This window comes from Flavobacterium branchiophilum NBRC 15030 = ATCC 35035 (assembly GCF_002217205.1).
Classification (GTDB): Bacteria; Bacteroidota; Bacteroidia; order Flavobacteriales; family Flavobacteriaceae; genus Flavobacterium; species Flavobacterium branchiophilum.
Map to the genome: position 1 here is coordinate 33174 of NZ_MUGT01000081.1, position 23302 is coordinate 56475.

Annotated in this window: 20 protein-coding genes; 8 read left to right on the forward strand and 12 right to left on the reverse strand. The window is 32.8% G+C overall.

Annotation, left to right across the window (positions count from 1 at the left end; translation table 11 throughout):
* Positions 1-16: 16 nt before the first annotated feature.
* Positions 17-655, reverse strand: coding sequence for a peroxiredoxin (locus B0A58_RS09955; protein WP_014084921.1), 639 nt, complete (start codon positions 653-655; stop codon positions 17-19).
* 223 nt (positions 656-878) lie between these two features.
* Here B0A58_RS09955 and B0A58_RS09960 point away from each other — a divergent pair, with 223 nt between their 5' ends.
* Positions 879-2801, forward strand: coding sequence for an amino acid permease (locus B0A58_RS09960; protein WP_089080932.1), 1923 nt, complete (start codon positions 879-881; stop codon positions 2799-2801).
* Between the two features lie 354 nt (positions 2802-3155).
* Here B0A58_RS09960 and B0A58_RS09970 read toward each other — a convergent pair whose 3' ends face one another.
* From B0A58_RS09970 to B0A58_RS10000, 7 genes are all read right to left on the reverse strand, one after another.
* Complete coding sequence (locus tag B0A58_RS09970; RefSeq protein WP_089080934.1) at positions 3156-4238, reverse strand: glycoside hydrolase family 53 protein; 1083 nt, start codon at positions 4236-4238, stop codon at positions 3156-3158.
* 30 nt (positions 4239-4268) lie between these two features.
* Positions 4269-5237, reverse strand: a complete 969-nt coding sequence (locus B0A58_RS09975) for a HaeIII family restriction endonuclease (protein ID WP_089080935.1) — start codon at positions 5235-5237, stop codon at positions 4269-4271.
* Positions 5237-6322: a DNA cytosine methyltransferase gene (locus B0A58_RS09980; protein WP_089080936.1), complete on the reverse strand. Its 1086-nt coding sequence runs from the start codon at positions 6320-6322 to the stop codon at positions 5237-5239. Before B0A58_RS09980 ends, B0A58_RS09975 begins: the two co-directional genes overlap by 1 nt.
* Before the next feature lie 78 nt (positions 6323-6400).
* Complete coding sequence (locus tag B0A58_RS09985) at positions 6401-8251, reverse strand: ABC transporter ATP-binding protein (RefSeq protein ID WP_089080937.1); 1851 nt, start codon at positions 8249-8251, stop codon at positions 6401-6403.
* A 69-nt stretch (positions 8252-8320) separates the two neighbouring features.
* Positions 8321-10045, reverse strand: a complete 1725-nt coding sequence (locus tag B0A58_RS09990) for a phospho-sugar mutase (RefSeq protein WP_089080938.1) — start codon at positions 10043-10045, stop codon at positions 8321-8323.
* Positions 10046-10148: 103 nt separating this feature from the next.
* The gene (locus tag B0A58_RS09995) at positions 10149-11105 is read right to left on the reverse strand and encodes a glycosyltransferase family 2 protein (protein ID WP_089080939.1); all 957 of its coding nucleotides are present in this window, start codon (positions 11103-11105) and stop codon (positions 10149-10151) included.
* On the reverse strand, positions 11106-11636 hold the full coding sequence (locus B0A58_RS10000; protein ID WP_089080940.1) for a DUF4199 domain-containing protein: 531 nt from the start codon (positions 11634-11636) through the stop codon (positions 11106-11108). It abuts the gene before it with no gap.
* 240 nt (positions 11637-11876) lie between these two features.
* On the opposite strand from B0A58_RS10000, the gene B0A58_RS10005 reads away from it, so the two are divergent.
* Both B0A58_RS10005 and B0A58_RS10010 read left to right on the forward strand, forming a co-directional pair.
* Positions 11877-12128, forward strand: a complete 252-nt coding sequence (locus tag B0A58_RS10005; RefSeq protein ID WP_014084912.1) for a type B 50S ribosomal protein L31 — start codon at positions 11877-11879, stop codon at positions 12126-12128.
* A gap of 160 nt (positions 12129-12288) precedes the next feature.
* Positions 12289-13461, forward strand: coding sequence for a GlmU family protein (locus B0A58_RS10010; protein WP_089080941.1), 1173 nt, complete (start codon positions 12289-12291; stop codon positions 13459-13461).
* A 215-nt stretch (positions 13462-13676) separates the two neighbouring features.
* Here B0A58_RS10010 and B0A58_RS10015 read toward each other — a convergent pair whose 3' ends face one another.
* The 3 genes from B0A58_RS10015 to B0A58_RS10025 all read right to left on the reverse strand — a co-directional run bounded on the left by B0A58_RS10015 (position 13677) and on the right by B0A58_RS10025 (position 17928).
* The gene (locus B0A58_RS10015; protein ID WP_089080942.1) at positions 13677-14417 is read right to left on the reverse strand and encodes a head GIN domain-containing protein; all 741 of its coding nucleotides are present in this window, start codon (positions 14415-14417) and stop codon (positions 13677-13679) included.
* A gap of 55 nt (positions 14418-14472) precedes the next feature.
* Complete coding sequence (locus B0A58_RS10020; protein ID WP_089080943.1) at positions 14473-15564, reverse strand: acyloxyacyl hydrolase; 1092 nt, start codon at positions 15562-15564, stop codon at positions 14473-14475.
* A gap of 225 nt (positions 15565-15789) precedes the next feature.
* Positions 15790-17928, reverse strand: a complete 2139-nt coding sequence (locus B0A58_RS10025) for a hybrid sensor histidine kinase/response regulator (RefSeq protein WP_089080944.1) — start codon at positions 17926-17928, stop codon at positions 15790-15792.
* A 297-nt stretch (positions 17929-18225) separates the two neighbouring features.
* On the opposite strand from B0A58_RS10025, the gene B0A58_RS10030 reads away from it, so the two are divergent.
* The 5 genes from B0A58_RS10030 (at position 18226) to B0A58_RS10050 (ending at position 22994) form a co-directional block, all read left to right on the forward strand.
* Entirely contained in the window at positions 18226-19074 is an 849-nt protein-coding gene (locus tag B0A58_RS10030; protein ID WP_165766320.1) for a transketolase, read from the forward strand.
* A 43-nt stretch (positions 19075-19117) separates the two neighbouring features.
* A complete protein-coding gene (locus B0A58_RS10035; RefSeq protein WP_089080955.1) occupies positions 19118-20071 on the forward strand; it encodes a transketolase family protein in 954 nt (317 codons plus the stop codon).
* A 596-nt stretch (positions 20072-20667) separates the two neighbouring features.
* Complete coding sequence (locus B0A58_RS10040; RefSeq protein ID WP_014084905.1) at positions 20668-21183, forward strand: DUF4252 domain-containing protein; 516 nt, start codon at positions 20668-20670, stop codon at positions 21181-21183.
* A gap of 10 nt (positions 21184-21193) precedes the next feature.
* Positions 21194-21940, forward strand: coding sequence for a 23S rRNA pseudouridine(2604) synthase RluF (rluF, locus tag B0A58_RS10045; protein ID WP_014084904.1), 747 nt, complete (start codon positions 21194-21196; stop codon positions 21938-21940).
* A gap of 4 nt (positions 21941-21944) precedes the next feature.
* The gene (locus B0A58_RS10050) at positions 21945-22994 is read left to right on the forward strand and encodes a DUF3810 domain-containing protein (RefSeq protein ID WP_089080956.1); all 1050 of its coding nucleotides are present in this window, start codon (positions 21945-21947) and stop codon (positions 22992-22994) included.
* A gap of 48 nt (positions 22995-23042) precedes the next feature.
* On the opposite strand, the gene B0A58_RS16645 is transcribed toward B0A58_RS10050, so the two are convergent.
* Positions 23043-23302, reverse strand: a 260-nt coding sequence (locus B0A58_RS16645) for a hypothetical protein (protein ID WP_207758845.1), incomplete at its 5' end; no start/stop codon positions are given.

Here is a 23302-nt window from a genome sequence, read left to right on the forward strand (position 1 = left end):
GAAGCTAATAATTTTTTTAGTGCGAGCCCAAATAAGCAGCCGTACTATTTCTGTTGGCATTCATAGCATCTTTACCTTTTTCCCAGTTGGCCGGACACACCTCGCCATTTGTTTGAACGTGTGTATAGGCATCAATCAAACGGAGGTATTCTGCTACATTTCTTCCTAATGGCATATCATTTACACTTTCGTGGAATATTTTTCCTGTTTCGTCTATCAAATATGTAGCTCTAAATGTAACGTTTGACCCTTCGATGATAACAGAATCTGTATCTTCGCTATAGCTTGTAGCGTCGATATCTAAAATACCCAAAATATTGGATAAATTACGATTGGTATCTGCTAATATTGGGTACGTAACGCCTTCGATACCTCCTGCATTTTTTGGGGTGTTCAACCAAGCAAAATGCACTTCGTTTGTATCGCAAGAGGCACCAATTACTACGGTGTTTCTGCTTTCAAAATCGCTTAAAGCCGCTTGAAAAGCGTGTAATTCTGTTGGACAAACAAATGTAAAATCTTTTGGATACCAAAACAACAATACTTTTTTATTATTTTTAGTGGCTTCTTCAAAAATGTTTAATTTTAAATTATCGCCTTCGTGCGAAATGGCATCTACTGCAATACTTGGGAATTTTTTTCCTACTAATGACATAAGTTTTATTTTAAATGATTCATATTAATTTTGATACTGCAAATTTATACATTTAAACAGTAGGTTACGTATCAATATTGATTATTTGTTTTTATTTGTCCATCAATAATATTGATGATTGAATAATTTGTTTTTTTTAGCTATCAAAAAATTAAATTATATATTGGTTTGCCAATATTTTTAATATATTAGCAAAAAAATTAACAAACTAATCCAAAACGAAATGAGTTTTAGCAAATTATTCAGAAAAAAGACAGTTCAAGATATACTGAAACAAGTAGAGCAAAACAATTTGGACGGACATGGGTCGTTGGGCAAACATTTAAAAACCAAAGATTTAGCGGCCTTTGGTATAGCCGCCATAGTTGGTGCTGGAATTTTTAGCACCATTGGCAAAGCGAGTTTTGATGGAGGCCCTGCCGTCATATTTTTGTTTTTATTTACTGCCGTTGCCTGTAGTTTTGCAGCGTTTGCCTATGCCGAATTTGCTTCGATGGTACCAGTTTCGGGGAGTGCCTACACTTATTCGTATGTGGCTTTTGGCGAAATTATCGCTTGGATTATCGGTTGGGCACTTATTATGGAATATGCTATTGGCAATATCACAGTGGCCATTTCGTGGAGTGATTATTTTACGGGACTTTTAGACAGCATGGGATTGCATCTACCACAATATATTCAAATGGATTATCTGACGGCAAGTAATGGTTTTAAAGAAGCAACTGCTCTCATGCAAAATGGTAAATCATTTGATAATTTGCCTGATAATTTAAAGCATGCTTTTACGGCTTGGAACAGTGCCCCAACTATTGGATCATTTCATTTTGTGGCAGATTTGCCAGCCTTGTTGATTATTTTTATTATTACCGCTTTGGTTTATAGAGGGATGAAAGAATCCAGAAATGCGAGTAATATTATGGTTGCTGTTAAGCTTTTTATTATTTTATTGGTAATTGCGGTTGGTGTTTTTTATATCGATACAGACAATTGGCACCCTTTTGCACCAAATGGGGTGGCGGGTATTTTGAAAGGGGTTTCGGCGGTGTTTTTTGCCTATATTGGCTTCGATGCCATATCTACAACTGCCGAAGAGTGTGAAAATCCGCAACGTGATTTGCCTCGTGGCATGATGTATGCCATTGTTATATGTACTATTTTATACATTGTAATTGCCTTGGTACTTACAGGAATGGTGTCTTATAGCACACTCAATGTAGGCGATCCATTGGCATTTGTGTTTGAAAAATTACATTTAAAATGGCTGTCGGGCGTTATTGCAGTAAGTGCTGTTATTGCCATGGCCAGCGTTTTGTTGGTTTTTCAAATGGGGCAACCCCGTATTTGGATGGCTATGAGCCGTGATGGACTTTTGCCAAAACGATTCTCAAAGGTGCATCCAATATATAAAACGCCCTCTTTTGCAACCATTGTTACGGGATTTGTTGTAGGTGTTCCTGCTCTTTTTCTTAATTTGACTATGGTAACAGATCTTTGTAGTATTGGTACTTTGTTTGCTTTTGTGTTGGTTTGTGCTGGAGTTTTAATTTTGCAAAACAAACCCAATATTCCTCGAGGAAAATTCAAAACGCCTTATATAAATGCTAAATATTTGATGCCTATTGGGCTTGTGTTGGGCGTTGTGATGGGATTTTATTTTAATGAAAATGCAGTAATGCGATTTTTGACCAATGAAAAGCAAGTTAATGCTCCTGCTGCAATTGTTACAGCTTTAAACCAAGAGCAAGCTTTGAATGTTGTTCAGTTTTTAGCCCAAAAAGATGCGAGTATCGACCCCTCTAAAGCTCCTGATTTGGAAGAAATATTGAGCAATTATCAAGAAAATGACGAACAATACAATCAAGTTGTTGCCCATTTACCCATAGCAGAATCTATTAAATACGAAAGTGGTTTTAGCTTGTTTAAACACAAAATACCAATGTGGATTTTTCTATTATCACTTATTGGTTTGAGTATTTGGACTTTCAAACAAAATTTGTCTCTTATCCCGCTTTTAGGGCTTATTTGTTGTTTGTATATGATGGCCGAATTGAGTGTTTGGAATTGGATTTATTTTACGGTTTGGTTGCTTATTGGTTTGGTTATTTATTTTAGTTTTAGTCGGAAAAACAGCAAATTGAATGTGTAATTAATGAATAATACCTATAAAAAAGGCAAATCCAATAGGTTTTTCGAGAGTATATGTCATGGTTGTTGATTGTAATACAACTATGGTAATATTTATTTTGTAATTCAGATGCTGATTGATAACCCAGGTGTTTTGCGTGAGGGATAGCAGTGGAAATCCTTTTTTGTTTTTTTCTTTAAAAAACAAAAAAGATTGAAACGGATAGCCCGACCCGTAGTTTACGGAGGGACACGCCCAAAATATTGTTTTTAGTATTATGTAATGCTCAATAGCATATATTTAGGCTAAAAATGAGGTTACCAAAATAGGAAATGGGGCTTAAAAATTAATATTTTTGTTTGTAATTTGCTAATTTTAATTAGAAAAAACCGATAAAGCAGGCTGGGCTTGATGCTGAAAATTCCAAAGTGCTTGATTTTCCCAGGCAGAACCGTTGGTGGCCGTTGGGCCGTTGTATGCTACCCATTCGGCACCCCAATAGCAAAAACCAATTCCTTTTGGTACCTTGGTGATGATGGTTTTGATTTGATTTAAAAATTGCTGCTGTCCTGAGGCAGAGGCTTCAAATTCAGGCAAAATTTGACTGTTTAATCCAATGATGTTGTTGGTATAATCGTTCCAATTAAGGGTAAAAGGATAGGCTGTTTCGGCAATAAATATAGGTTTATTTTGTGCATTAGATATTAATTCTAGGTTTTGTTCTAAATCTATTAGACTTTTTCCGTGCCAAATAGGGTAATAACTCAAGCCAATGATGTCGTAATCGATGTCTTGCATTTGATTGAAAAACGACAAGGCTTGGTTGTGTCCGGCCAGATGCAAAATAATTTTTGTATTGGGATTATGAGCCCTTACTGCTGCACAACCTTGTTTGATGAGCATTTTGAAGTTGGCTAAATTTTGAATTTGCCCATCGGGAAAAAGGAATCCGTTGTTGATTTCGTTGCCAATTTGGATGTAATCGGGTTGAATTTGCGACATGATTTTTGAGGTATATTGAAAAACGCTGTCTTTTAATTGATTGAAAGTACAATTTTGCCAATGTTGGGGTTTTGTTTGTGTGCCAGGGTCGGCCCAAGTATCAGAATAATGAACAGACAACATGACTTTGAAGCCTTTACTTTTCATTTCGTTTGCCAATAAGCGAACGGATGCCAAGTTAGAAACCGACCCATCTGGGTTTGGATTGTTCCAGATACGAAGTCTAATGGTATTGGCACCTGCAGCTTTTAGGGTGGTTAGCATGTCTTCGGCTTGACCGTTTTGGGATTGAAAAACAATGCCGCTTTGTCTGATTTTTGGCAACAACGACATGTCTAAAGCCTTGATTTCTAGCACTTTCTTAGGAGTTTCGACTTGTGGCTGTGGCTCGGATTTTGAACAAGCCGCCACAGCCACCACCAAACTTAGCAGTATGATTTGATGAAATAATTTCATATTATGATCATGATTGATGTTTTTTTTTATTCATAAATACAATTGATTTGAAAAGAGAGAATGGGGTGCAGAAATTAAATTGATGTCGAACTTAAGCGAAGGTTCTATCCTAGAACTTGCATTATGAATTCTGAATGAAATTTGCCAGCCTTCATTTAGAGTAACTAGTAATGTTGTTTTTGAGTTTTCTTGATAAACAACTTCAATTAATCTATTAGGTAATTTTAATCTTTGAATTTTAGCTTTTGGTTTTATGTTTTTGAATGGTAAATTTAATGTTCCGAATAAATTATAAGCTTGAATTTCAACTTTATTTTTTCCTTTTATAACCTTATAAAAATCTTTTTTACCGATTAAATATTCTATTAATTTTTCAGCTATTATGCCTGAATTATCAGCATCTAACCTTAACAATTCTTTTTTAAATGCGTTTAATATAGGAACATAGACCGACTCATGATAGTTTCCTAATGTGTCCCATTTTTGAGTTGCTTTACTTGACGATCTTAAAAATGCTAGATTATCGAAAACAGGTTTTATTTCATTAAAATATGCCAATGAGCAAGGAATATTTAACCATTTTAACCCAAAATCAATATCATTAGATAATCTGGAATGTTTTACTGCACGATGATTATTTTTAGCAGAAATACCTATTTCCCAATTTTGTTTAGAACGGATGGCAATAACATCCCTTACATCGCCACTTTGTCCCATTTTATCCGAAACTATTTCAAGTTGTAAAACATCATCTGGATTTATACTATTATTCAAGCGAGGTTCAATATCAAGTAGGAAATTAACAGCAAAACTCGATACTAACTTATAATGGCTTTGTTCTTTCTCATCAAAACTAAAAAAATATTTTTTTGCTGTTTTGTATGGCTCACTTTCTATTACAGAGACTACCGTGTTTTTTTGTAGTTTTTCTAGGAATTCATTTAATAATGCAAATTCAAATGCTTTTCCATTAATTGTTTGTGAAGCTTCTTTTTTCATTACACAGATAAAGTATTTAACAATTCATTCATTTTCTCTTTAACTAAATTACCGTTTATGTTTAAACTGTTACTAAATTTAATATTCTTTTCTACATTTTTATTCATATCTTTTATAATTTTTAATGCTAATATTCTAGCTAATTCAACAGGAACCGCATTACCTATCATTTTATAACCAGCTAATAAATTCTTGTAATAAAATACAAAATCATCAGGAAATGTTTGTATTCTTGCACATTCTCTTACGCTTAATCTCCTATATAAATATTCTTTACCCCTAACAAATTCTCTAATATTTTGTTGAATTAACGTCATCTTTGGAGCTTGTGGGTGAATAGGTGCATGTCTTCCACCCGCCTGAATTGTAAACGATACTTCAGACCAACTTCTGACTCTATTTCTGGACATAAACATTGAAGAAAAACCACCAATCATATACTCGTGATTGAAAACTTTACATATATCACCATTTGAAAGGTTTCCTTCTTTAGCTGGTAAAACATTATCTTTCAAGTTATCTATTACATTTTTTAAAGTAACTTTACTTTCAATTGTTTTACCTTTTGGGAATTGAAAATGTAATCCTAAATCCGTTCTATAACCAATAAAAAAAACACGTTTTCTATCTTGTGGTACACCATAATCAGACGCATTTAATAGCTGAAAAGATAAATCATATCCTACATCAGTAAACATTTGCTTGATATTTGCTAATGCATCTGCGTGAGCAGGTAACAACATACCAGAAACATTTTCAGCTAGAAAAAATTTTGGCTTTTTATCTGCTAAAATCCTGATAAACTCATAAAAAAGCTGCCCTCTTTTATCTTTAATACCTCTTTTTGAACCTGCTTCAGACCAACTTTGGCATGGAGGTCCTCCTATGATTCCATCACAGTCTGGAACTTCATCAGAGGGAATATCGACAATACTTCGTTTATCTAGGATTGTATTTTTATGATTCTTTTCATAGGTTTCCCAAATATCTTTATCATATTCATTTGCCCAAATGACATCAAAACCAGCTTTTTGAAAACCTAAATCAAGTCCTCCTGCTCCTGCAAAAAAAGAAACTATTTTCATAATTTTAAATTTTTAACACAATTTCATTATTTTAATATAAAAATATTATTTAAGTTATAAATATTTTTTTTCCTTAAATCAAACATCAAAACTTTGCATCATGACAAGTTTTTTATACACACCGTTTTGTTGGATCAGTTCGTCGTGCTTGCCTTGTTCTACAATTTTGCCTTTTTGCATTACTACAATTAAATCGGCTTTTTGAATGGTTGATAGTCGATGGGCAATAACAACAGAGGTCCTGTTTTGCATCATGTTTTCCAAGGCTATTTGCACATGTTTTTCGCTTTCGGTATCCAGTGCCGATGTGGCTTCGTCTAAAATCATGATGGGCGGATTTTTCAATACAGCTCTGGCAATGGCCAATCGTTGTTGTTGTCCGCCAGATAACATATCGCCTGCATCGCCTATGTTTGTTTCAATGCCTTTGGGCAAATCCCTTACAAATTCATAAGCATTGGCTATTGTAAGGGCTTCAATAATTTCGGCATCGGTTGCGTCATTTTTTCCAATTAAGAGGTTGTTTTTTATGGTGTCGTTAAACAATATACTTTTTTGGGTTACCAGTCCAATCAAGCCTCTTAAATCGTGCATTTTCAGGTCTTTGATGTCTATTCCGTCTATACAAATTTGTCCCTTTTGCACGTCATAAAAACGGGTTAATAAGCTGGCAATGGTACTTTTTCCTGAACCCGATTGTCCAACAAGTGCTACTGTTTTGCCTTTTGGAATGGTTAGCGAAAAATTTTCTAACACATTGTCATTCTGGTATTTAAAATTAATATTGTTAAGGCTTATGTTGTTTTCAAATGTTTTTTTATCTAGGGCATTTTCTTTATTGGTTATTTCATTTTCAACTTCTAATACTTCAAAAACACGTTGTGCAGCGGCCATCCCGCTTTTTACAGCATAAGAGGCTTTTGAAATGGATTTTGCAGGAGTCAAAATATTGTAGGCCAATCCCATATAGGCCAAAAATTGTGCTCCTTCTAAAACGGGTTTTCCATTGGCTAGTTTTTCTATAAGCACCATATTGCCACCATACCAAAGCAAAATGGCTATAACGATGATGCCCATAAACTCGCTAAACGGCGAGGCTAAATTGTTTTTTCTACCAATGTTGTTGGACAGTGATAGCAATTTTTGTGTAGAATTATGAAATTTTTCTTTAAATTTGTTTTCGGCATTATAGCTTTTAACAACTTTTAATCCAGAAAGGGTTTCTTCGACGATAGAAATTAAATACCCCCCTTCTGTTTGTATATTTTGAGATTTAGATTTTAAGGTTTTTCCTATTTTTGAAATGATATATCCTGAAATAGGTATGAATATAAATACAAAAAGTGTTAATTTGGCACTAATAGCAAACATGGTGGCTATCGTAAAAACGATGGTCATAGGCTCTTTGACAATCAATTCTAAAATAGCAAAAAATGAATTTTGCACTTCGCCTACATCGCCAAGCATTCGGGCCATGATATCGCCTTTTCTTTTTTCGGAATAATAAGATATGGGCAATTCTATGATTTTATTATACATCAAATTGCGTAAATCTTTGAGGACACCATTTTTTAAGTGCATCAAATGATTGGAAGCCAAATAGTTGAACAGATTCTTGAGCAAAAATGTTACAATTACCAAACTTACTACTAATATCAAAGCCATTTCGGGACCATTAGTTTTGGACAAACTGTTGATTTGATAATACAAATATTGCTTGCCAAATGACGTAATATCCCAAATGGAATTCAGCACGGGTTTTGTAATTACTTTGTTTTCGTTTTTAAACAAAACATCCAACATAGGAATCAACGCAATAAAAGATAATGTACTAAAAAGTGCATACAAGATATTGAAAATAACATTCCAAACAACATGAAATTGGTATGGTTTTACAAAAGGAATAATTTTCTTTAAATTTTCGTCCATTTTTTATAATTAAAAAAAACAACAAAGTAGCTTACTGTAATCCTACTTTGTTGTTTGAAAGGTTATGATTTATAGTTTCAAATCAGTTACTATTTTTTTGATTTTTTGGTCTAGTTGTTCTCCTACAATACTGAAATCTTCAACCTGGTCTAAAGGAGCATTTACACTGATGTAGAACTTAATTTTAGGTTCTGTTCCACTTGGTCTAGCAGCTATTTTGGCTCCTCCTTCGGTGTAATAAATCAAAACATCTGATTTTGGAATTGCCATGTTTTCGGTTTCGCCAGTCAATATATTTTTGGCTATGCCCGTTTTATAATCTTCAACCATGACAACCCTTTCGTTGGCTAATTCTAGCAACGGATTGTCTCGTAAATCTACCATCATTTGATTGATGGCTGCCAATCCTTCAATTCCTTTTTTGGTCAAAGATATCAAGTGTTCTTTATAAAATCCATGATCAACATACAAGTTTAACAACTCTTTATATACACTGCTACCATTGGCTTTAGCTTGTGCGGCAACTTCGCAAATTAATAAAGTTGAGGCCACTGCATCTTTGTCTCGAACAGCATCGCCCACCATGTAACCAAAACTTTCTTCGCCTCCACCAATAAATTGTAGTTCAGGAAAATCTTTAATCATTTTGGCAATCCATTTAAAACCAGTAAGCCCAACTTTGCATGTTACGCCATAATTATGAGCCAACTCCATCATCATTGGTGTAGATACAATGGTAGAACCCACAAATTGATTGCCGTTGATTTTGCCAGCATTTTTCCATTTTTCTAGTAAAAACGCCGTCATCAAAATCATGGTTTGATTGCCATTTAGCAAGGTCATTTCACCTTCGTTGTTGCGAACAGCTATGCCCAATCTATCACAATCGGGGTCGGTACCAATCACAATATCAGCCCCAATTTCGTCTGCAAGTTTTAAGGCAAGTGTTAGGGCTTCGGGCTCTTCTGGGTTTGGCGATTTTACGGTTGGGAAATTGCCATTCGGTTCGGCCTGTTCGGCTACTATATGAACATCCGTATAACCAGCAGCCAACAGGGTTTGAGGCACTGCCGTTATAGACGTGCCGTGCAACGAGGTAAACACAATTTTTAAGCCATCTCGAGCGGATTGGGCAGTATCAAAACTGGCATTCTCGACAGATGATTTCACAAAAGCCGCATCAACTTCGCTGTCTATATAAGTAATCAAATGCTCATTTGATGTAAATAAAATATCTTCATACTTTAAATTTTCAATAACTTGGATGATTTCTTTGTCTTGAGGCGGTACAAGTTGTCCACCGTCTTGCCAATATACCTTGTAGCCATTGTATTCTGGCGGATTGTGTGAGGCCGTCAATACAATTCCTGCATGACATTTTAAATGTTTTAAGGCAAAACTCAACTCGGGAGTAGGTCGTAAATCCGAAAACAAATATACCATGATACCATTTGCCGAAAACACATCGGCTACCACTTTTGCTAAACTCTTGCTGTTGTGTCTGCAATCATAAGCTATCACTACTTTGATTGGTTCATCAGGAAAAAATTGTTTTAAATATTGGCTTAAACCTTGAGTGTTTTTGCCCAACGTATATTGATTGATGCGGTTGGTACCAATACCCATGACGCCTCGCATTCCACCAGTGCCAAACTCTAAATTTTTATAAAAACACTCTTCCAGCTCTTTTGGATTTTCGGCCAACATGGTGTTGATAGCTTCGTGAGTAGCAACATCAAAAATAGGACTAAGCCATTCATTAACAGTGTTTAAGATGTTTTGAGGGATGTTCATATTCAATTAGTTTAATAGTTTTTTTATAATAAATGCTTTTGAAGCTAAGGCATTTGTGTTTTAAAACAAGTATTTTATAGCATTTCAAATAGTAACCATTCAATTACTCGCCAGCCATTTCGCTTATTTTATATCGCTCTTCGTTGTTTTTTGTTCTTAAAATAATTTCTCCTAGAAATCCTGCCAAAAAGAATTGTGTACCAATAATCATTGTGGTTAATGCAATGTAAAACAATGGGTTATTGGCTACTAAAATGGTGTCAAAACCAGAATACAATTTGATCAATTTGACAGCAATTATACCAATAGTAGCTAAAAAACCAATGATAAACATGGCGGTTCCTAAAGCGCCAAACAAGTGCATGGGACGTTTGCCAAATCGAGACAAAAACCAAATGGTTATCAGGTCTAAAAAACCATTGATAAACCGATCCATTCCAAATTTGGTTTCGCCATATTTTCGGGCTTGGTGTTTGACTACTTTTTCGCCAATTTTTGAAAAACCTGCATTTTTTGCCAAAACAGGAATATATCGGTGCATTTCGCCAGAAACCTCTATGTTTTTTACTACAGCATTTCGATAAGCTTTCAGCCCACAATTAAAATCGTTGAGGGTAACACCCGAAGTTTTTCGAGCAGCCCAATTGAACAATTTTGAGGGGATATTTTTGGTCATTACTGCATCATATCGCTTCTTTTTCCAGCCAGAAACCAAATCATATTTTTGATTTACAATCATATCATACAATTCAGGTATTTCTTCTGGATTGTCTTGCAAATCAGCATCCATGGTAATAATGACATCGGCTTTTGCCCGAGCAAAACCAGCATGAAGTGCTTGCGATTTGCCATAATTTCTAAAAAAACGCAATCCTTTTACGTTGGGATTTGTTTGAGATAAATGGGTAATAATATCCCACGAAGCATCGGTGCTGCCGTCATCTATAAATAAAATTTCATAGCTGTATTGATGGGTCGTCATGACTTTCAAAATCCATGAATGTAATTCTTGCAACGATTCTGCTTCGTTGAGCAGCGGTATGATGATGGATAGGTTCATTTATTCTTTGTATGCGGGTTTGTTTTTGAAAAATGCAGCTAATATCAGTCCAATAATGGAGTATAAAATAATGGTATAAATACTACCTTTTAATTGCTCTATAACAGAAAACTGATCGCTTTCTTTCATTTTTTTGATGGCTTCATTAATGTCTGACGACCTAGCTCCAAATTTTTGCATGGTTTCAACAGTCATTTTCATGATATTTTGTTTTAAAGTAATTTTTAATTCAGGATCAATAAAATTGAACAATATAATATTAAAAATAACGGCAATAAATATACTTACTAAAGAGCAAATAAAAAAGGTTGTAAAGGCCGATTTAAAACTATAATCTCCTTTAAATTCTTTTTGAGTTTTAGATAACAATACAATTCCTATAATAATAGAAACGGTAAAACCAAAAACACCCGCCCACCAAGAGGTAAACCAATTTGTATTAACAACATAAATTATAGTTGTCATTAAAACTGAAAATAATCCAGATAAGATGCCAAAAGTAATTCCATTTTTTTTGATTCTTTCGTCCATGTTTATATATTTTTAAAATAATAATTTACAAAGATAATAATTAGAATGATTAACTGTAAAAAAAAAAAGTGGTTTTTTAGAAAAAAAAGAAAGAAAAAAAATTTGTATTACCAAAAAAAGTTATAATTTTGCATGCTCAATTAAAAAAGTTAATAACCCTAAAAGTATGGATTGTTTATACCTTTTGATATAAAAGCTGCAAAACAATCGATAACTCAAATTAATAAAAAAGATTTCAAGATGAAAAAAGGTGTACACCCAGAAAATTACAGACTAGTTGCTTTTAAAGACATGTCTAACGATGATGTATTTATTACTAAATCAACCGCAGAAACTAAAGAAACAATTATTCACGAAGGTGTAGAATATCCTGTTGTAAAAATGGAGATTTCTAGAACTTCTCACCCTTTTTATACTGGTAAATCTAAACTTATCGATACAGCTGGTCGTATTGATAAATTCAAAACTAAATACGCTAAACACGCTAAATAATTTTAGTAGTTGTTCAAATTTATTAAGGCTTCCTAATTTTAGGAAGCTTTTTTATTTTCAAAATACAAAAATCCTAAAAACAGGCTAATGTGCATTGATATCTATTTTTTTTAATAAATTTTTGTAAATTTGTTTTTTTTAAATTCAAAACCAATAGCTCATGAATTATATCCTTTTTGACGGAACTGCTCGCAATGCTTTATTGCCTTTTACTTTTACCAGACCTGTTGCCGATATTCGTATTGGAATATTAACCATTCGTGAAAAATGGGAAGCTTATTTGGGTTCTACCACCACAACCGTTACAGAAGACTATTTGACCGAAAAGTATGCCATGGTTGAAATGGATCAAAACGTCATGATTAATGCAGCTGTTTTGCCTAATGACAGTTTGGTTCAAATGATTCAAGATTTGAAACCCAACCAAGCCATATTTAAAAACGAAGATTGTATTGCTTTTTTTACAGAAAACCATCAAGAGGAAGTTGATTTTGAAGACTATGCTATTTTAGAATTTGAAAACGAGCTGCTAATGCTTGAACATACGTATGATATTTTTACTAAAAATGATCAAGCACTTCGGGCCGATTTTACCCTTTTAACTTCCGACAGGGTTTCGCAACCCATACCAGAATCGGTACAAGTTTTGGGAGCCGAAGCCGTGTTTATAGAGCCTGGAGCCCAACTCGAATTTGTAACACTCAATGCTACCACAGGCCCTATTTATATTGGCAAAAACACCGAAATTATGGAGGGGTCTCTTATTCGTGGGCCTTTTGCATTATGCGAAGGTGCAGTGGTTAAAATGGGAGCCAAAATTTATGGTGCCACAACTATTGGCCCAGAATGTAGGGTAGGGGGCGAGGTAAATAATGCGGTACTTTTTGGCTATTCAAATAAAGGCCACGATGGGTTTTTGGGCAATTCGGTTATTGGCGAATGGTGCAATTTAGGGGCAGATACCAATAACTCCAATTTGAAAAACAATTATGGCGAAGTCAAATTATGGAATTATGAAACGGCAACTTTTGAACCAACTGGACTGCAATTTTGTGGACTCATGATGGGCGATCATAGCAAGTGTGCCATCAACACCATGTTCAATACAGGAACAGTTGTTGGGGTGTGTGCCAATGTTTTTGGGGGCGGTTTTCCAAGAAATTGGATTCCTAGCTTTACTTGGGGTGGGGTGTCGTCGTCCACTACTTATGAAGTGCAAAAAGCAGTTGAGGTTGCTTCGATAGTAATGAGCCGCAGAAATGTTGCTTTTACGGCAATCGATCAGTCAATTTTAGAAACCGTTTTTGATGAAACTAAAAAATGGAGGAAATAGCCGTCTAAAAAAATATTTGAACACTATTATTTGCAGGATGCTGCGTTAGGGATAGCAGTGAAAATCCTTTTTTGAGGTTTTTTCTGCCCCAAAAAAGATTATTTCACAATATGATATTTCTTTTGGTGTTCAATGAACGTTGTTTGAAACGGATAGCCCGACCCTTGGGGAACGCCCAAAATATATAGATACTAATAATTTGCTGATTTGATATTTTATTGAAAAATAACCTGTCCATGATAATGTGCCGTAACATTAACAATTGGTGGGTGGTTTTTACAAATAATGTTTCCGGTACTATACATATTTCCTTGAATATTTTGTATTGGATGAAGTATCATGTCGTTTGCTCCTCTATGATATACATTGATGTTTTGGGCCATCAATTGTGCTGCTTCTATCCGACCGGTACCTTCATAAAAATTGGCCGAAAATGTTTGCGTTTGTCCATCGATATAAAAATTGGCTACATTATTGGTGCCAATTATCAAATGGTTATTGTTGATACTAATATGAAAATCGCCTGTTCCTGCCCCGTCTAACTTGTCAAAATCGTCAATGGCAGAAAGGGTCAAATCAGGAAAGGTTAAAATGCCCTGCGAACGTATATTTTTTTCTGTTTTAGAATATATTTCTGTTAAATTTGGAGTGGTAACATATACAATAGTTTGTCCATATTCTCTAACCCAATTACAATCTGTTACATCTTTGATAATCAATTGATTGTCAATTACATGGATGTCAATATTGCTAATCAAATTTTTGCCTGTTTCAATAAGTACTTTTTTAGGCCCTTGTGCTACAACCAAACTAATACCAGGATAAACAATAATTCTTTGAAAATCAGCTACTTCTACACTTTGATTGACAATACTTCCTGTAGATTCTAAGCAAGTGCCAGGCGTTGAACAACTTAATATCAAAAAAGGAATTATATATAAGACTATTTTTTTCATAAAAATAAAATATAAGAAAGGGATATGTATTTTTAAAATATATTTTTGGTTAAAATTATAGCCTGTAACCTATTGCTAATTCTAGGGCTTCGGCTAAAAAACCATGTGTTTTTACACCCGCACCTATAAAAATATGTGGGGTAGTGTAATATTTAATAGACAGCCTGTCATAAATAGGGATGTTGTATTTAAAAGGTTGGTACACATAATAACCCAACTGCCCCTCGAGAGCTATTTTGTTGATAACCAATTCATGACCAATAAAAATACCTATTCGTTTGTAATCTGTTGTAGGGTCTAATTGCAGCCGAGGATAGGCCACAGACTGGTATTTTATAAAGTCTTTATAAGATGGTGTAAAAAAAACTTCAGTTCCAAGTTGAAATATATTTTTTCGATTGATTCTTTTATCTACATAAAATCCGCAGTGAAAAAAAGGATACTGACCAGAATTGACTATGGGACTTTCATTGACTCCTGTTCTAATTATTATATTGTACTTCAACGGTTCGGCATATTGTTTGGACGATCTAATGCTATCTTTTTGAAAAACTGGATTTTTATCAAAGTCATAATGAATACCTATGTTTAAGTTAAAAGTATTGATGCCGCTATTGGGCGATTGGGTTCGACCATTAGAATAATGTGTAAATATAAAGCCCGCTTGAATACCAAAATCATCTATCAAACGGTCTTTTTTGAACATGAAGGCAAAGTTTGAATTGGCTAAAATTCTAGACCCAAAAGCACCATTTTTATTATTAAATTCCTTGTTATATGGATTTGATGCGTAAGCAATTCCTTGTGCAACTTTGAATAGCAATTGCCTTTTCCAAAAATAAAATTGATAATGCAATCCCAAAGCATAATTATGCCCTAAAATAGGATTTTTGAAATCTTGATATAAAAAATAAGCACCATAATCAGGATAATTATAAGCTTGTTGCCACTCTTTTTCGCCAAAAGTTTTTTTAGAAAGGCTCACCATCAAGCCTTGTGGATGATGGGTAATTAAATGTTTCAAATCTGGCGAATGTGCTAAGGTGTTGCCTGCCAAAAACTGAACATCTAAAGCTCCTTTTTTTGAAATATCTTGACAAAAAACGATGCTTGTAGTGAAAAATAACAAAAAAATATATGGCTTCATATTTTATAAAAAAGACAAATATATTTTAATTATTTTAGATATAAATGATAAAAAACAAATTTCTTTATAACTTTAAAAAAACATCAATTTTTTTTTTAATTAAATGTAAAAATAAAAAAGAGGTACTACACTTTATTGATGTAGCCATTGAATTTAAAACGTATTAATTCATCAAAATTATTTGTTCAGATTTATCATGGCAAAGTCCATTGATGTAGCACCAACTCAATTTGGATAATGCTCTTCCAAACTTTGATTGACTTTATCTATATATAGGAAAAACGATTTTGTTTGTTGAGCTATATTAAAATCAGGCATTTTGGCGGGGTCGTATTTTTCTAATTCCAAAACAATTTCTATTGCTTTTTTGATCTCGAGCATTTTTACAGATGCTTTTATTTTATGTGCAAAAAATCTTAATTTTTCCCAATCCTCCTGTTCTAAGGCAATACTAATTTCAGACATCGCTTTTTTTGATTCTTTCAAAAATATTTGCACCATCGATTTTTCAAAACTATCATTGTTTTTACTCATCATTTTAATATTGGCTAAAGTATATATTTCGTTTGAATCAAATATTTCTTCTTTTATATCTTCAAAAATAGTAATTTTATTATTCAAATTATTAGAAATGACCTGAATCAAATGGCCTTCTTTGAAAGGTTTTGTCAAAAAGTCATTCATCCCAACAATAATACATCGGTTTCGTTCTTCGGCAAGAGCATTTGCCGTTAAGGCAATTATTGGAGTAGTTATTTTTAATTCAGACCGTATAATTTCGGTGGCTTTGATTCCATTCATTACGGGCATTCCTATATCCATAAGAATCAAATCAACGGTATTTATTTTTAAAAAATCAACTGCTTCCTGACCATTAAAAACCTCTTTGACTATGGCACCATATAATTCTAAAGTGTTTTGAGCTACCAGTCGGTTCATTTCATTATCTTCTACCAACAATATAGTTTTACCTTTCAAAACATCATTTTCCATCTGTATTTCTTTGCTAATTGGCAAATCTTTATCAGTGCCAATGGCCAATTTTAATACAAATTCTATGGTTGTTCCTACGTTTTTCAAACTACTCACCTTAATATCACCATTCATCATATCTACTAGATGCTTGCTTATGGTCATACCAAGTCCCGTTCCTCCAAATTTACGAGATGTTGATAAATCTTCTTGTGAAAATTGATCAAAAATATTTTTTAAAAAAGCCTCACTTATCCCAATGCCTGAATCAATAATCGAAAATTTTATTTTTTGACTGTTATCTGTTTCTCCAATTAACTCGCATTTTATCTCAACATATCCGTTTTCTGTAAATTTAATTGCATTGCTGGTTAAATTTAGTAATATTTGATTGATTCTAATTTGATCTCCAACCAAAATGGTGGCAATTCTGTTGTCAAAACTAATATTAAATTCCAATCCTTTATCTTCGGCTTTATTTGCAAATAACGAAAAAATAAACTGCAAAGAATTATTTAAATTAAAACCTTTGTTTTCTATTCTTAATTTTCCTGCCTCAAGCTTTGATAAATCCAATAAGTCATTGATAATAACCAATAAATTATTTGCCGATGATTGAATGGCTTCGATAAATTTTATTTGATTGGTATCTAAGTTGGTTTTGCGAACAATATTAGAAATACCAATTATTGCATTCATCGGTGTTCTAATTTCGTGACTAATAAGCGCAAAAAATTCTTCTTTATATTTTTGTGTTTTAATTAATTCCTTACGAGAATCGTCTAGTTCTTGATTTTTTTGAAACAATGCAAACTCATCATCTGCCTTATACTCTTTGTATTGCTCTAATATAAAATATACTATTGCCAAAATACTTACAATAATAAGTGTATGCATAAATACACTATAATGCACTTTACTTTGATCTAATAGGTTATGCTTTTTAACATAAACATTTACATAAGGACTAATAATTGCTAAGGCTAAATTGATAAAAAACACGATTAAACCTTGAAATCGTTTCAAAAACATGTGCGCAAAAATGACAGGTCCAATATACCAAACCGCCAAATATGGATACACATGAAATGAAGAGGAAATGGTTATAAATATGGTAGCAAGACCTATATATAATAGTATATGGTTACATAAATCTGCATATTTATTTTGAACAATAAATAGCGATGTGATAAAAAATGAAATGGAACATGTCAAATTGCAAGCTGCTAAAATTGGAGCATCAACAGAAAACCAAAATACAGAAAATACAAAAGCCAAGATACCTAATATAAAGGAGTATCGAAGACCTAACATTTGAGTATTTCGAACTCGGCTAGTTAATACAACTTTTAATTGAACTAAATAATTATTTAATAAAAAGTCTCTAAGCATGTTTGAGTTGAATAGCAGGTTATGGTTTAGAATTATTTTATACAAAAATATTATTTTTTTTTAAATTAAAAAAACAATTTACAAAATGATTGCTTATTTTTTGTAAAATAATTTATTTTTTGATTTATTTTTTGGTTCAATTGAGTTAATATTTTTTAAATGAAAGATATGTCTTACTTTATGCTTTTTTATTATTTTTTAAATATGATTTGTTTCACATCAAAAATAAAATTACTTTTGAACTCAATTTAGAAATATACCTATGATAATTAAAATCATAGCTCAAAAGTTACATTCATTATGTCAAACACACAACATTTAATTGATTTTACAACCCAAGTTCGTAGAGATATTTTGCGAATGGTTCATGCCGTAAATTCTGGTCATCCAGGAGGGTCTTTGGGCTGTGCAGAATTTTTAGTAACCCTTTATCAACATCAAATGAAACGAAACGAAGGTTTTGATATGGATGGTGTTCATGAGGATTTGTTTTTTTTATCTAACGGACATATTTCCCCCGTATTTTATAGCGTTTTAGCCAGAAGTGGTTATTTTCCTGTGTCAGAATTGGCAACTTTCAGAAAATTAAATTCCCGTTTGCAAGGACATCCTACTACACACGATGGTTTGCCAGGTATTAGAATTGCTTCTGGATCTTTAGGTCAAGGGTTGTCTGTAGCCATTGGTGCTGCACAAGCCAAAAAACTCAATCAAGACAACAGCATCATCTACACTTTACATGGCGATGGCGAGTTGCAAGAAGGACAAAATTGGGAAGCCATTATGTATGCCGCTGCAAAAAAAGTAGATAATCTGATTGCAACCATTGATTATAATGGCAAACAAATAGATGGAACAACGGATGATGTGTTGAGCTTAGGAAATTTAAAAGCAAAGTTTGAAGCCTTTGATTGGGATGTTTTAGAAATAACCAAAGGAAATGACCTTTTGTCCATTCAAGAAGGATTAGAAACAGCTAAAAATAAAACAGGAAAAGGCAAACCTGTTTGTATTTTATTGCATACTGAAATGGGTAATGGTGTAGATTATATGATGTATAGTCATGCTTGGCACGGAAAAGCACCAAATGATGCACAACTTGAACTAGCATTAGCTCAAAATCCAGAAACTCTTGGCGATTATTAATTAATATATATTTAGGTATAATATTACAATGAATTTAAAAAAAATGAAAAAATATATTAATACAGGAAGTAAAGATACCCGTTCTGGATTTGGAGCTGGTATGACTGAATTAGGTCAAAAAAACGAAAATGTTGTGGCACTTTGTGCAGATTTGATAGGCTCATTAAAATTTGATGATTTCAAAAAAAACCATCCCGAAAGGTTCTTTCAAATTGGAATTGCAGAGGCCAATATGATTGGTATTGCGGCTGGTTTGACTATTGGCGGAAAAATACCATTTACGGGTACTTTTGCTAGTTTTTCTACGGGAAGGGTATATGATCAAATCAGACAATCTGTTGCTTATTCTGATAAAAATGTAAAAATTTGTGCCTCGCATGCTGGATTGACGCTTGGCGAAGATGGTGCAACTCATCAAATACTAGAAGACATTGGTTTGATGAAAATGTTGCCTGGAATGACGGTGATTAATACTTGCGACTATAACCAAACCAAGGCAGCAACCATTGCATTGGCCGATCATCATGGCCCAGCTTATTTGCGTTTTGGACGACCAGTGGTACCAAATTTTACCGAAGCCGATCAACCCTTTATAATTGGTAAAGCCATTATGTTGCAAGAAGGAACCGATGTAACGATTATTGCAACAGGTCATTTAGTTTGGGAAGCCCTGATAGCTGCCGAAAACCTTGGAAAACAAGGGGTTAGTGCCGAAGTAATCAATATTCATACCATTAAACCTTTAGATGATGAGGCTATTTTAAAATCCGTTCAAAAAACCAAATGTGTTGTTACAGCCGAAGAACACAATATTTTAGGCGGACTTGGCGAAAGTGTGTCGAGGTTACTTGCTCAAAACCAACCTACTCCTCAAGAATTTGTTGCCGTGCAAGATAGCTTTGGCGAAAGTGGCACTCCAGAACAATTGATGGAAAAATACAAATTAAACCATCATGCCATTTTGGAAGCGGCAATAAAAGTAATGCAACGAAAATAAATTTATATTTAATATACAACAAAAAGAGCTTTCAATAAATTGAAAGCTCTTTTTTTAACCAATTTTTGCATCAAGTATTTATTATTGTAGGTGATTCGGGATTTTTTACAACACTTGAGCGAATCGGAAAACAAACTAAAAAAACTAAAAACTATTTTATTACCAACTTTTGTATCATAAACTTTGAACTCTTTTTTGTAATTTTTACACCCAAAATGTGATTCATTCTTTAAGACATGACAAAGATATACAAAAAATATAAAATACACGATAAAATGTATAAAATTACCGACAAAAAGCAATTATAAAACGTAATTGAAAAAATAATTTATTTTCACATCAAATAATTTATTTTTTGATTTATATTTTTTTAAAATCAAATATTTAATTGTAGGTTTATATATATGTAAATTGTTTTCAACCATTTTGTTTTTAATAGTCGTACTTGATATTTTTTCTTCGAATTATTTTTTTAAGACACAATATTTTAAAAAATAAAAAAAAATATTTTAAAAAACATTACATTTGGCACGAAAAATGAAAAGGATTAAAAGGAATCATGTTTAATTTTTTTTCAATCTTTAAAACCAAAAATCATGAAAAAAGTACTTGTAACTATAGTTTTTTTTGTAACAAATATCATATTTGCTCAAAATAGTTTTGCTAAATTTGAAAATCAAGAAAGTATTTCATCCATAATTGTAAATGATAAAATGTTTGAATTGATGGGGCAAATTAAGGCGTCTGACAAGGAGACTATGCAGTATCTTAGTTTTATCAAAACGCTAGACAATTTGAAAGTTTTTGTAACGTCAAACACAAAAAATGCAACTGAAATGAAAGTTGCAGCTGAAAAATATTTGAAAACCAATACTTTAGAAGCATTGGCATCGAGCTCGATTCATGGCAAAAATGCAAAAGTGTATGTCAAGTCAGGCAGCAGTGAAGGGAAAGTCAAAGAGCTTTTTATGTTTTTAGAATCTTATGGTAAAGACAATCAAACGATAATTTTTTCATTAACTGGCGATTTTGATCTTAATGATATTGCTACTCTTACAACAAAAATGAATTTGCCAGGGGCAGATGTTTTAAATCAAACATCGCATAAATAATTAGCAATTAATGGAAGACCAATCAAAAAGATTAAATAAGTTTATTTCAGATACGGGATACTGTTCTCGCAGAGAGGCCGATAAATTGATCGCACAAGGTGTAGTAACTATTAATGGTGACGTTGCAGCAATGGGAACAAAAGTTACCATTGACGATGAGGTGCGGATTCATAATAAACTCATTATTGATAAATCGAGCCAATGGGTATATTTGGCATTTAATAAACCCGTGGGGGTGGAATGTACCACCAATTTGGAGGTAAAAAATAATATAGTGGATTATATCAATTATCCGACCCGAATTTTTCCTATAGGGAGGCTGGATAAAGCCAGCGAAGGTTTGATATTTTTAACAAACGATGGCGATATTGTAAACAAAATATTAAGAGCAAGAAATAACCACGAAAAAGAATATACGGTAACGGTGGACAAACCCATAACAGATCGGTTTATCAATAGGATGGCCAATGGCATCCCCATTTTGGATACTGTTACTCGAAAATGCAAAGTGGAACAAATCAGTAAATATACTTTCAAAATTATATTAACTCAAGGTTTAAATAGACAAATCCGTAGGATGTGCGAGTATTTGGGCTATGAAGTGGTTGCTTTAAAACGAATTCGAATTATTAATGTTTCATTAGATATACCCGTTGGCAGGTATCGTGCTTTGACTGCTGCAGAACTCCAATCATTACACGCCTTAATTGCACCATCTAGCAAAACGGAAGAGGCCAGTTTGTTTGATAAAAAATAAACTAATGATTACAAAATACAAAGGTGTTTTATTGATTGTATTGCAAATAATTGCTGTAAGAATAATTTATTTTTTTCCTGTTACCATCGAAAAAAATTATTCTAACGGCATCTATATTTATATTTCAACCTTTTTGAGGTATGTTTTTGGAAAAATACCATTTTCAATAGGCGATGTGTTGTATATTTTAATTTTATTATTTATTTTTTATGCCTTGTATCAAATTAAAAAAGATAAAGATAACAGCAGGTTAATCATTTATTTTGTAGTGTTTTTTTATTTTTTATTTCATTTTTTATGGGGTTTAAATTATAATAGATTGCCTTTAAGTGAAAAAATGAAAATTAAATCCACTTATACTAATCATGATTTACTTTGTTTTACACAAAAAATGATTAAGAATTTGAATAATATTCATATAAAAATAACAAAAAACGACCAATTAAAAGTTGTAAATACTTATAATAAGCAACAAATATTTGCAAAATCTATTGATGGATATAAACAATTGGCACAAGAGTACCCTTATTTTAATTACCAAATACCATCTCAAAAAGCCTCTATTTTTAGCATACCTTTAACCTATATGGGGTTTGCGGGATATTTGAATCCTTTTACAAATGAAGCCCAAGTGAATGACAATTTGCCTAACGTATTAATTCCTAATGTTTTATGTCATGAAATGGCCCATCAAATCGGTTATGCTAGCGAAAGTGAATGTAATTTTATTGGATTTTTAGCAGGAAGTCAAAATCCTGATTTGTATTTTCAATATGCTGCTTACAGTCAGGTAGTTAAAAACTGTTTAATTCAAATTAAAAAAAAGCAACCAAGTCGTTACTCTTATTATAAACAACAACTTCATGCTGGTATCCTTATCAATTTTAAAGAAAATGAATTATTTTGGAAAAAACACGAAAGTATAATTGATCAAGGATTCAAAAGGTTTTATGATCAATACTTAAAAATGAACCAACAAAAGGAAGGCATAGCAAGTTATAGTTTGTTTTTGAATTTACTTATTAATTATGACAAAAATCATCCAATAAAGTAAAAAATAGTTGCTTGAAATATCATGTTTTGATCAATTGTTTTTACACAACTAATTGTAAATCATAAGTTTAACTGCTATTTGACAATTCAAAGCGTGTAATAATTCGAGTAAGTATTTCACTATAAAATAAGAATAAAAAGGAACACCATTTGCAAAAGTGCTATTAAGTTCCGATGAAACATTTTTCAAAAAATCAAAACATTGTCTATAAAATAAATTATATTTGTAGCTTGATAAATAAATTAACCAAGCAAAGGTTGTATTTATACCAAGATGTACATATAAAGTTGCCCAATCTATTGTTTTTT

What these genes read in the sequence shown, in the direction of transcription:
- B0A58_RS09955 (WP_014084921.1), bottom strand. Translation starts at nt 655, where the DNA reads ATGTCATTAGTAGGAAAAAAATTCCCAAGTATTGCAGTAGATGCCATT.
- B0A58_RS09960 (WP_089080932.1), top strand. Translation starts at nt 879, where the DNA reads ATGAGTTTTAGCAAATTATTCAGAAAAAAGACAGTTCAAGATATACTG.
- B0A58_RS09970 (WP_089080934.1), bottom strand. Translation starts at nt 4,238, where the DNA reads ATGAAATTATTTCATCAAATCATACTGCTAAGTTTGGTGGTGGCTGTG.
- B0A58_RS09975 (WP_089080935.1), bottom strand. Translation starts at nt 5,237, where the DNA reads ATGAAAAAAGAAGCTTCACAAACAATTAATGGAAAAGCATTTGAATTT.
- B0A58_RS09980 (WP_089080936.1), bottom strand. Translation starts at nt 6,322, where the DNA reads ATGAAAATAGTTTCTTTTTTTGCAGGAGCAGGAGGACTTGATTTAGGT.
- B0A58_RS09985 (WP_089080937.1), bottom strand. Translation starts at nt 8,251, where the DNA reads ATGGACGAAAATTTAAAGAAAATTATTCCTTTTGTAAAACCATACCAA.
- B0A58_RS09990 (WP_089080938.1), bottom strand. Translation starts at nt 10,045, where the DNA reads ATGAACATCCCTCAAAACATCTTAAACACTGTTAATGAATGGCTTAGT.
- B0A58_RS09995 (WP_089080939.1), bottom strand. Translation starts at nt 11,105, where the DNA reads ATGAACCTATCCATCATCATACCGCTGCTCAACGAAGCAGAATCGTTG.
- B0A58_RS10000 (WP_089080940.1), bottom strand. Translation starts at nt 11,636, where the DNA reads ATGGACGAAAGAATCAAAAAAAATGGAATTACTTTTGGCATCTTATCT.
- B0A58_RS10005 (WP_014084912.1), top strand. Translation starts at nt 11,877, where the DNA reads ATGAAAAAAGGTGTACACCCAGAAAATTACAGACTAGTTGCTTTTAAA.
- B0A58_RS10010 (WP_089080941.1), top strand. Translation starts at nt 12,289, where the DNA reads ATGAATTATATCCTTTTTGACGGAACTGCTCGCAATGCTTTATTGCCT.
- B0A58_RS10015 (WP_089080942.1), bottom strand. Translation starts at nt 14,417, where the DNA reads ATGAAAAAAATAGTCTTATATATAATTCCTTTTTTGATATTAAGTTGT.
- B0A58_RS10020 (WP_089080943.1), bottom strand. Translation starts at nt 15,564, where the DNA reads ATGAAGCCATATATTTTTTTGTTATTTTTCACTACAAGCATCGTTTTT.
- B0A58_RS10025 (WP_089080944.1), bottom strand. Translation starts at nt 17,928, where the DNA reads ATGCTTAGAGACTTTTTATTAAATAATTATTTAGTTCAATTAAAAGTT.
- B0A58_RS10035 (WP_089080955.1), top strand. Translation starts at nt 19,118, where the DNA reads ATGAAAAAATATATTAATACAGGAAGTAAAGATACCCGTTCTGGATTT.
- B0A58_RS10040 (WP_014084905.1), top strand. Translation starts at nt 20,668, where the DNA reads ATGAAAAAAGTACTTGTAACTATAGTTTTTTTTGTAACAAATATCATA.
- rluF (WP_014084904.1), top strand. Translation starts at nt 21,194, where the DNA reads ATGGAAGACCAATCAAAAAGATTAAATAAGTTTATTTCAGATACGGGA.
- B0A58_RS10050 (WP_089080956.1), top strand. Translation starts at nt 21,945, where the DNA reads ATGATTACAAAATACAAAGGTGTTTTATTGATTGTATTGCAAATAATT.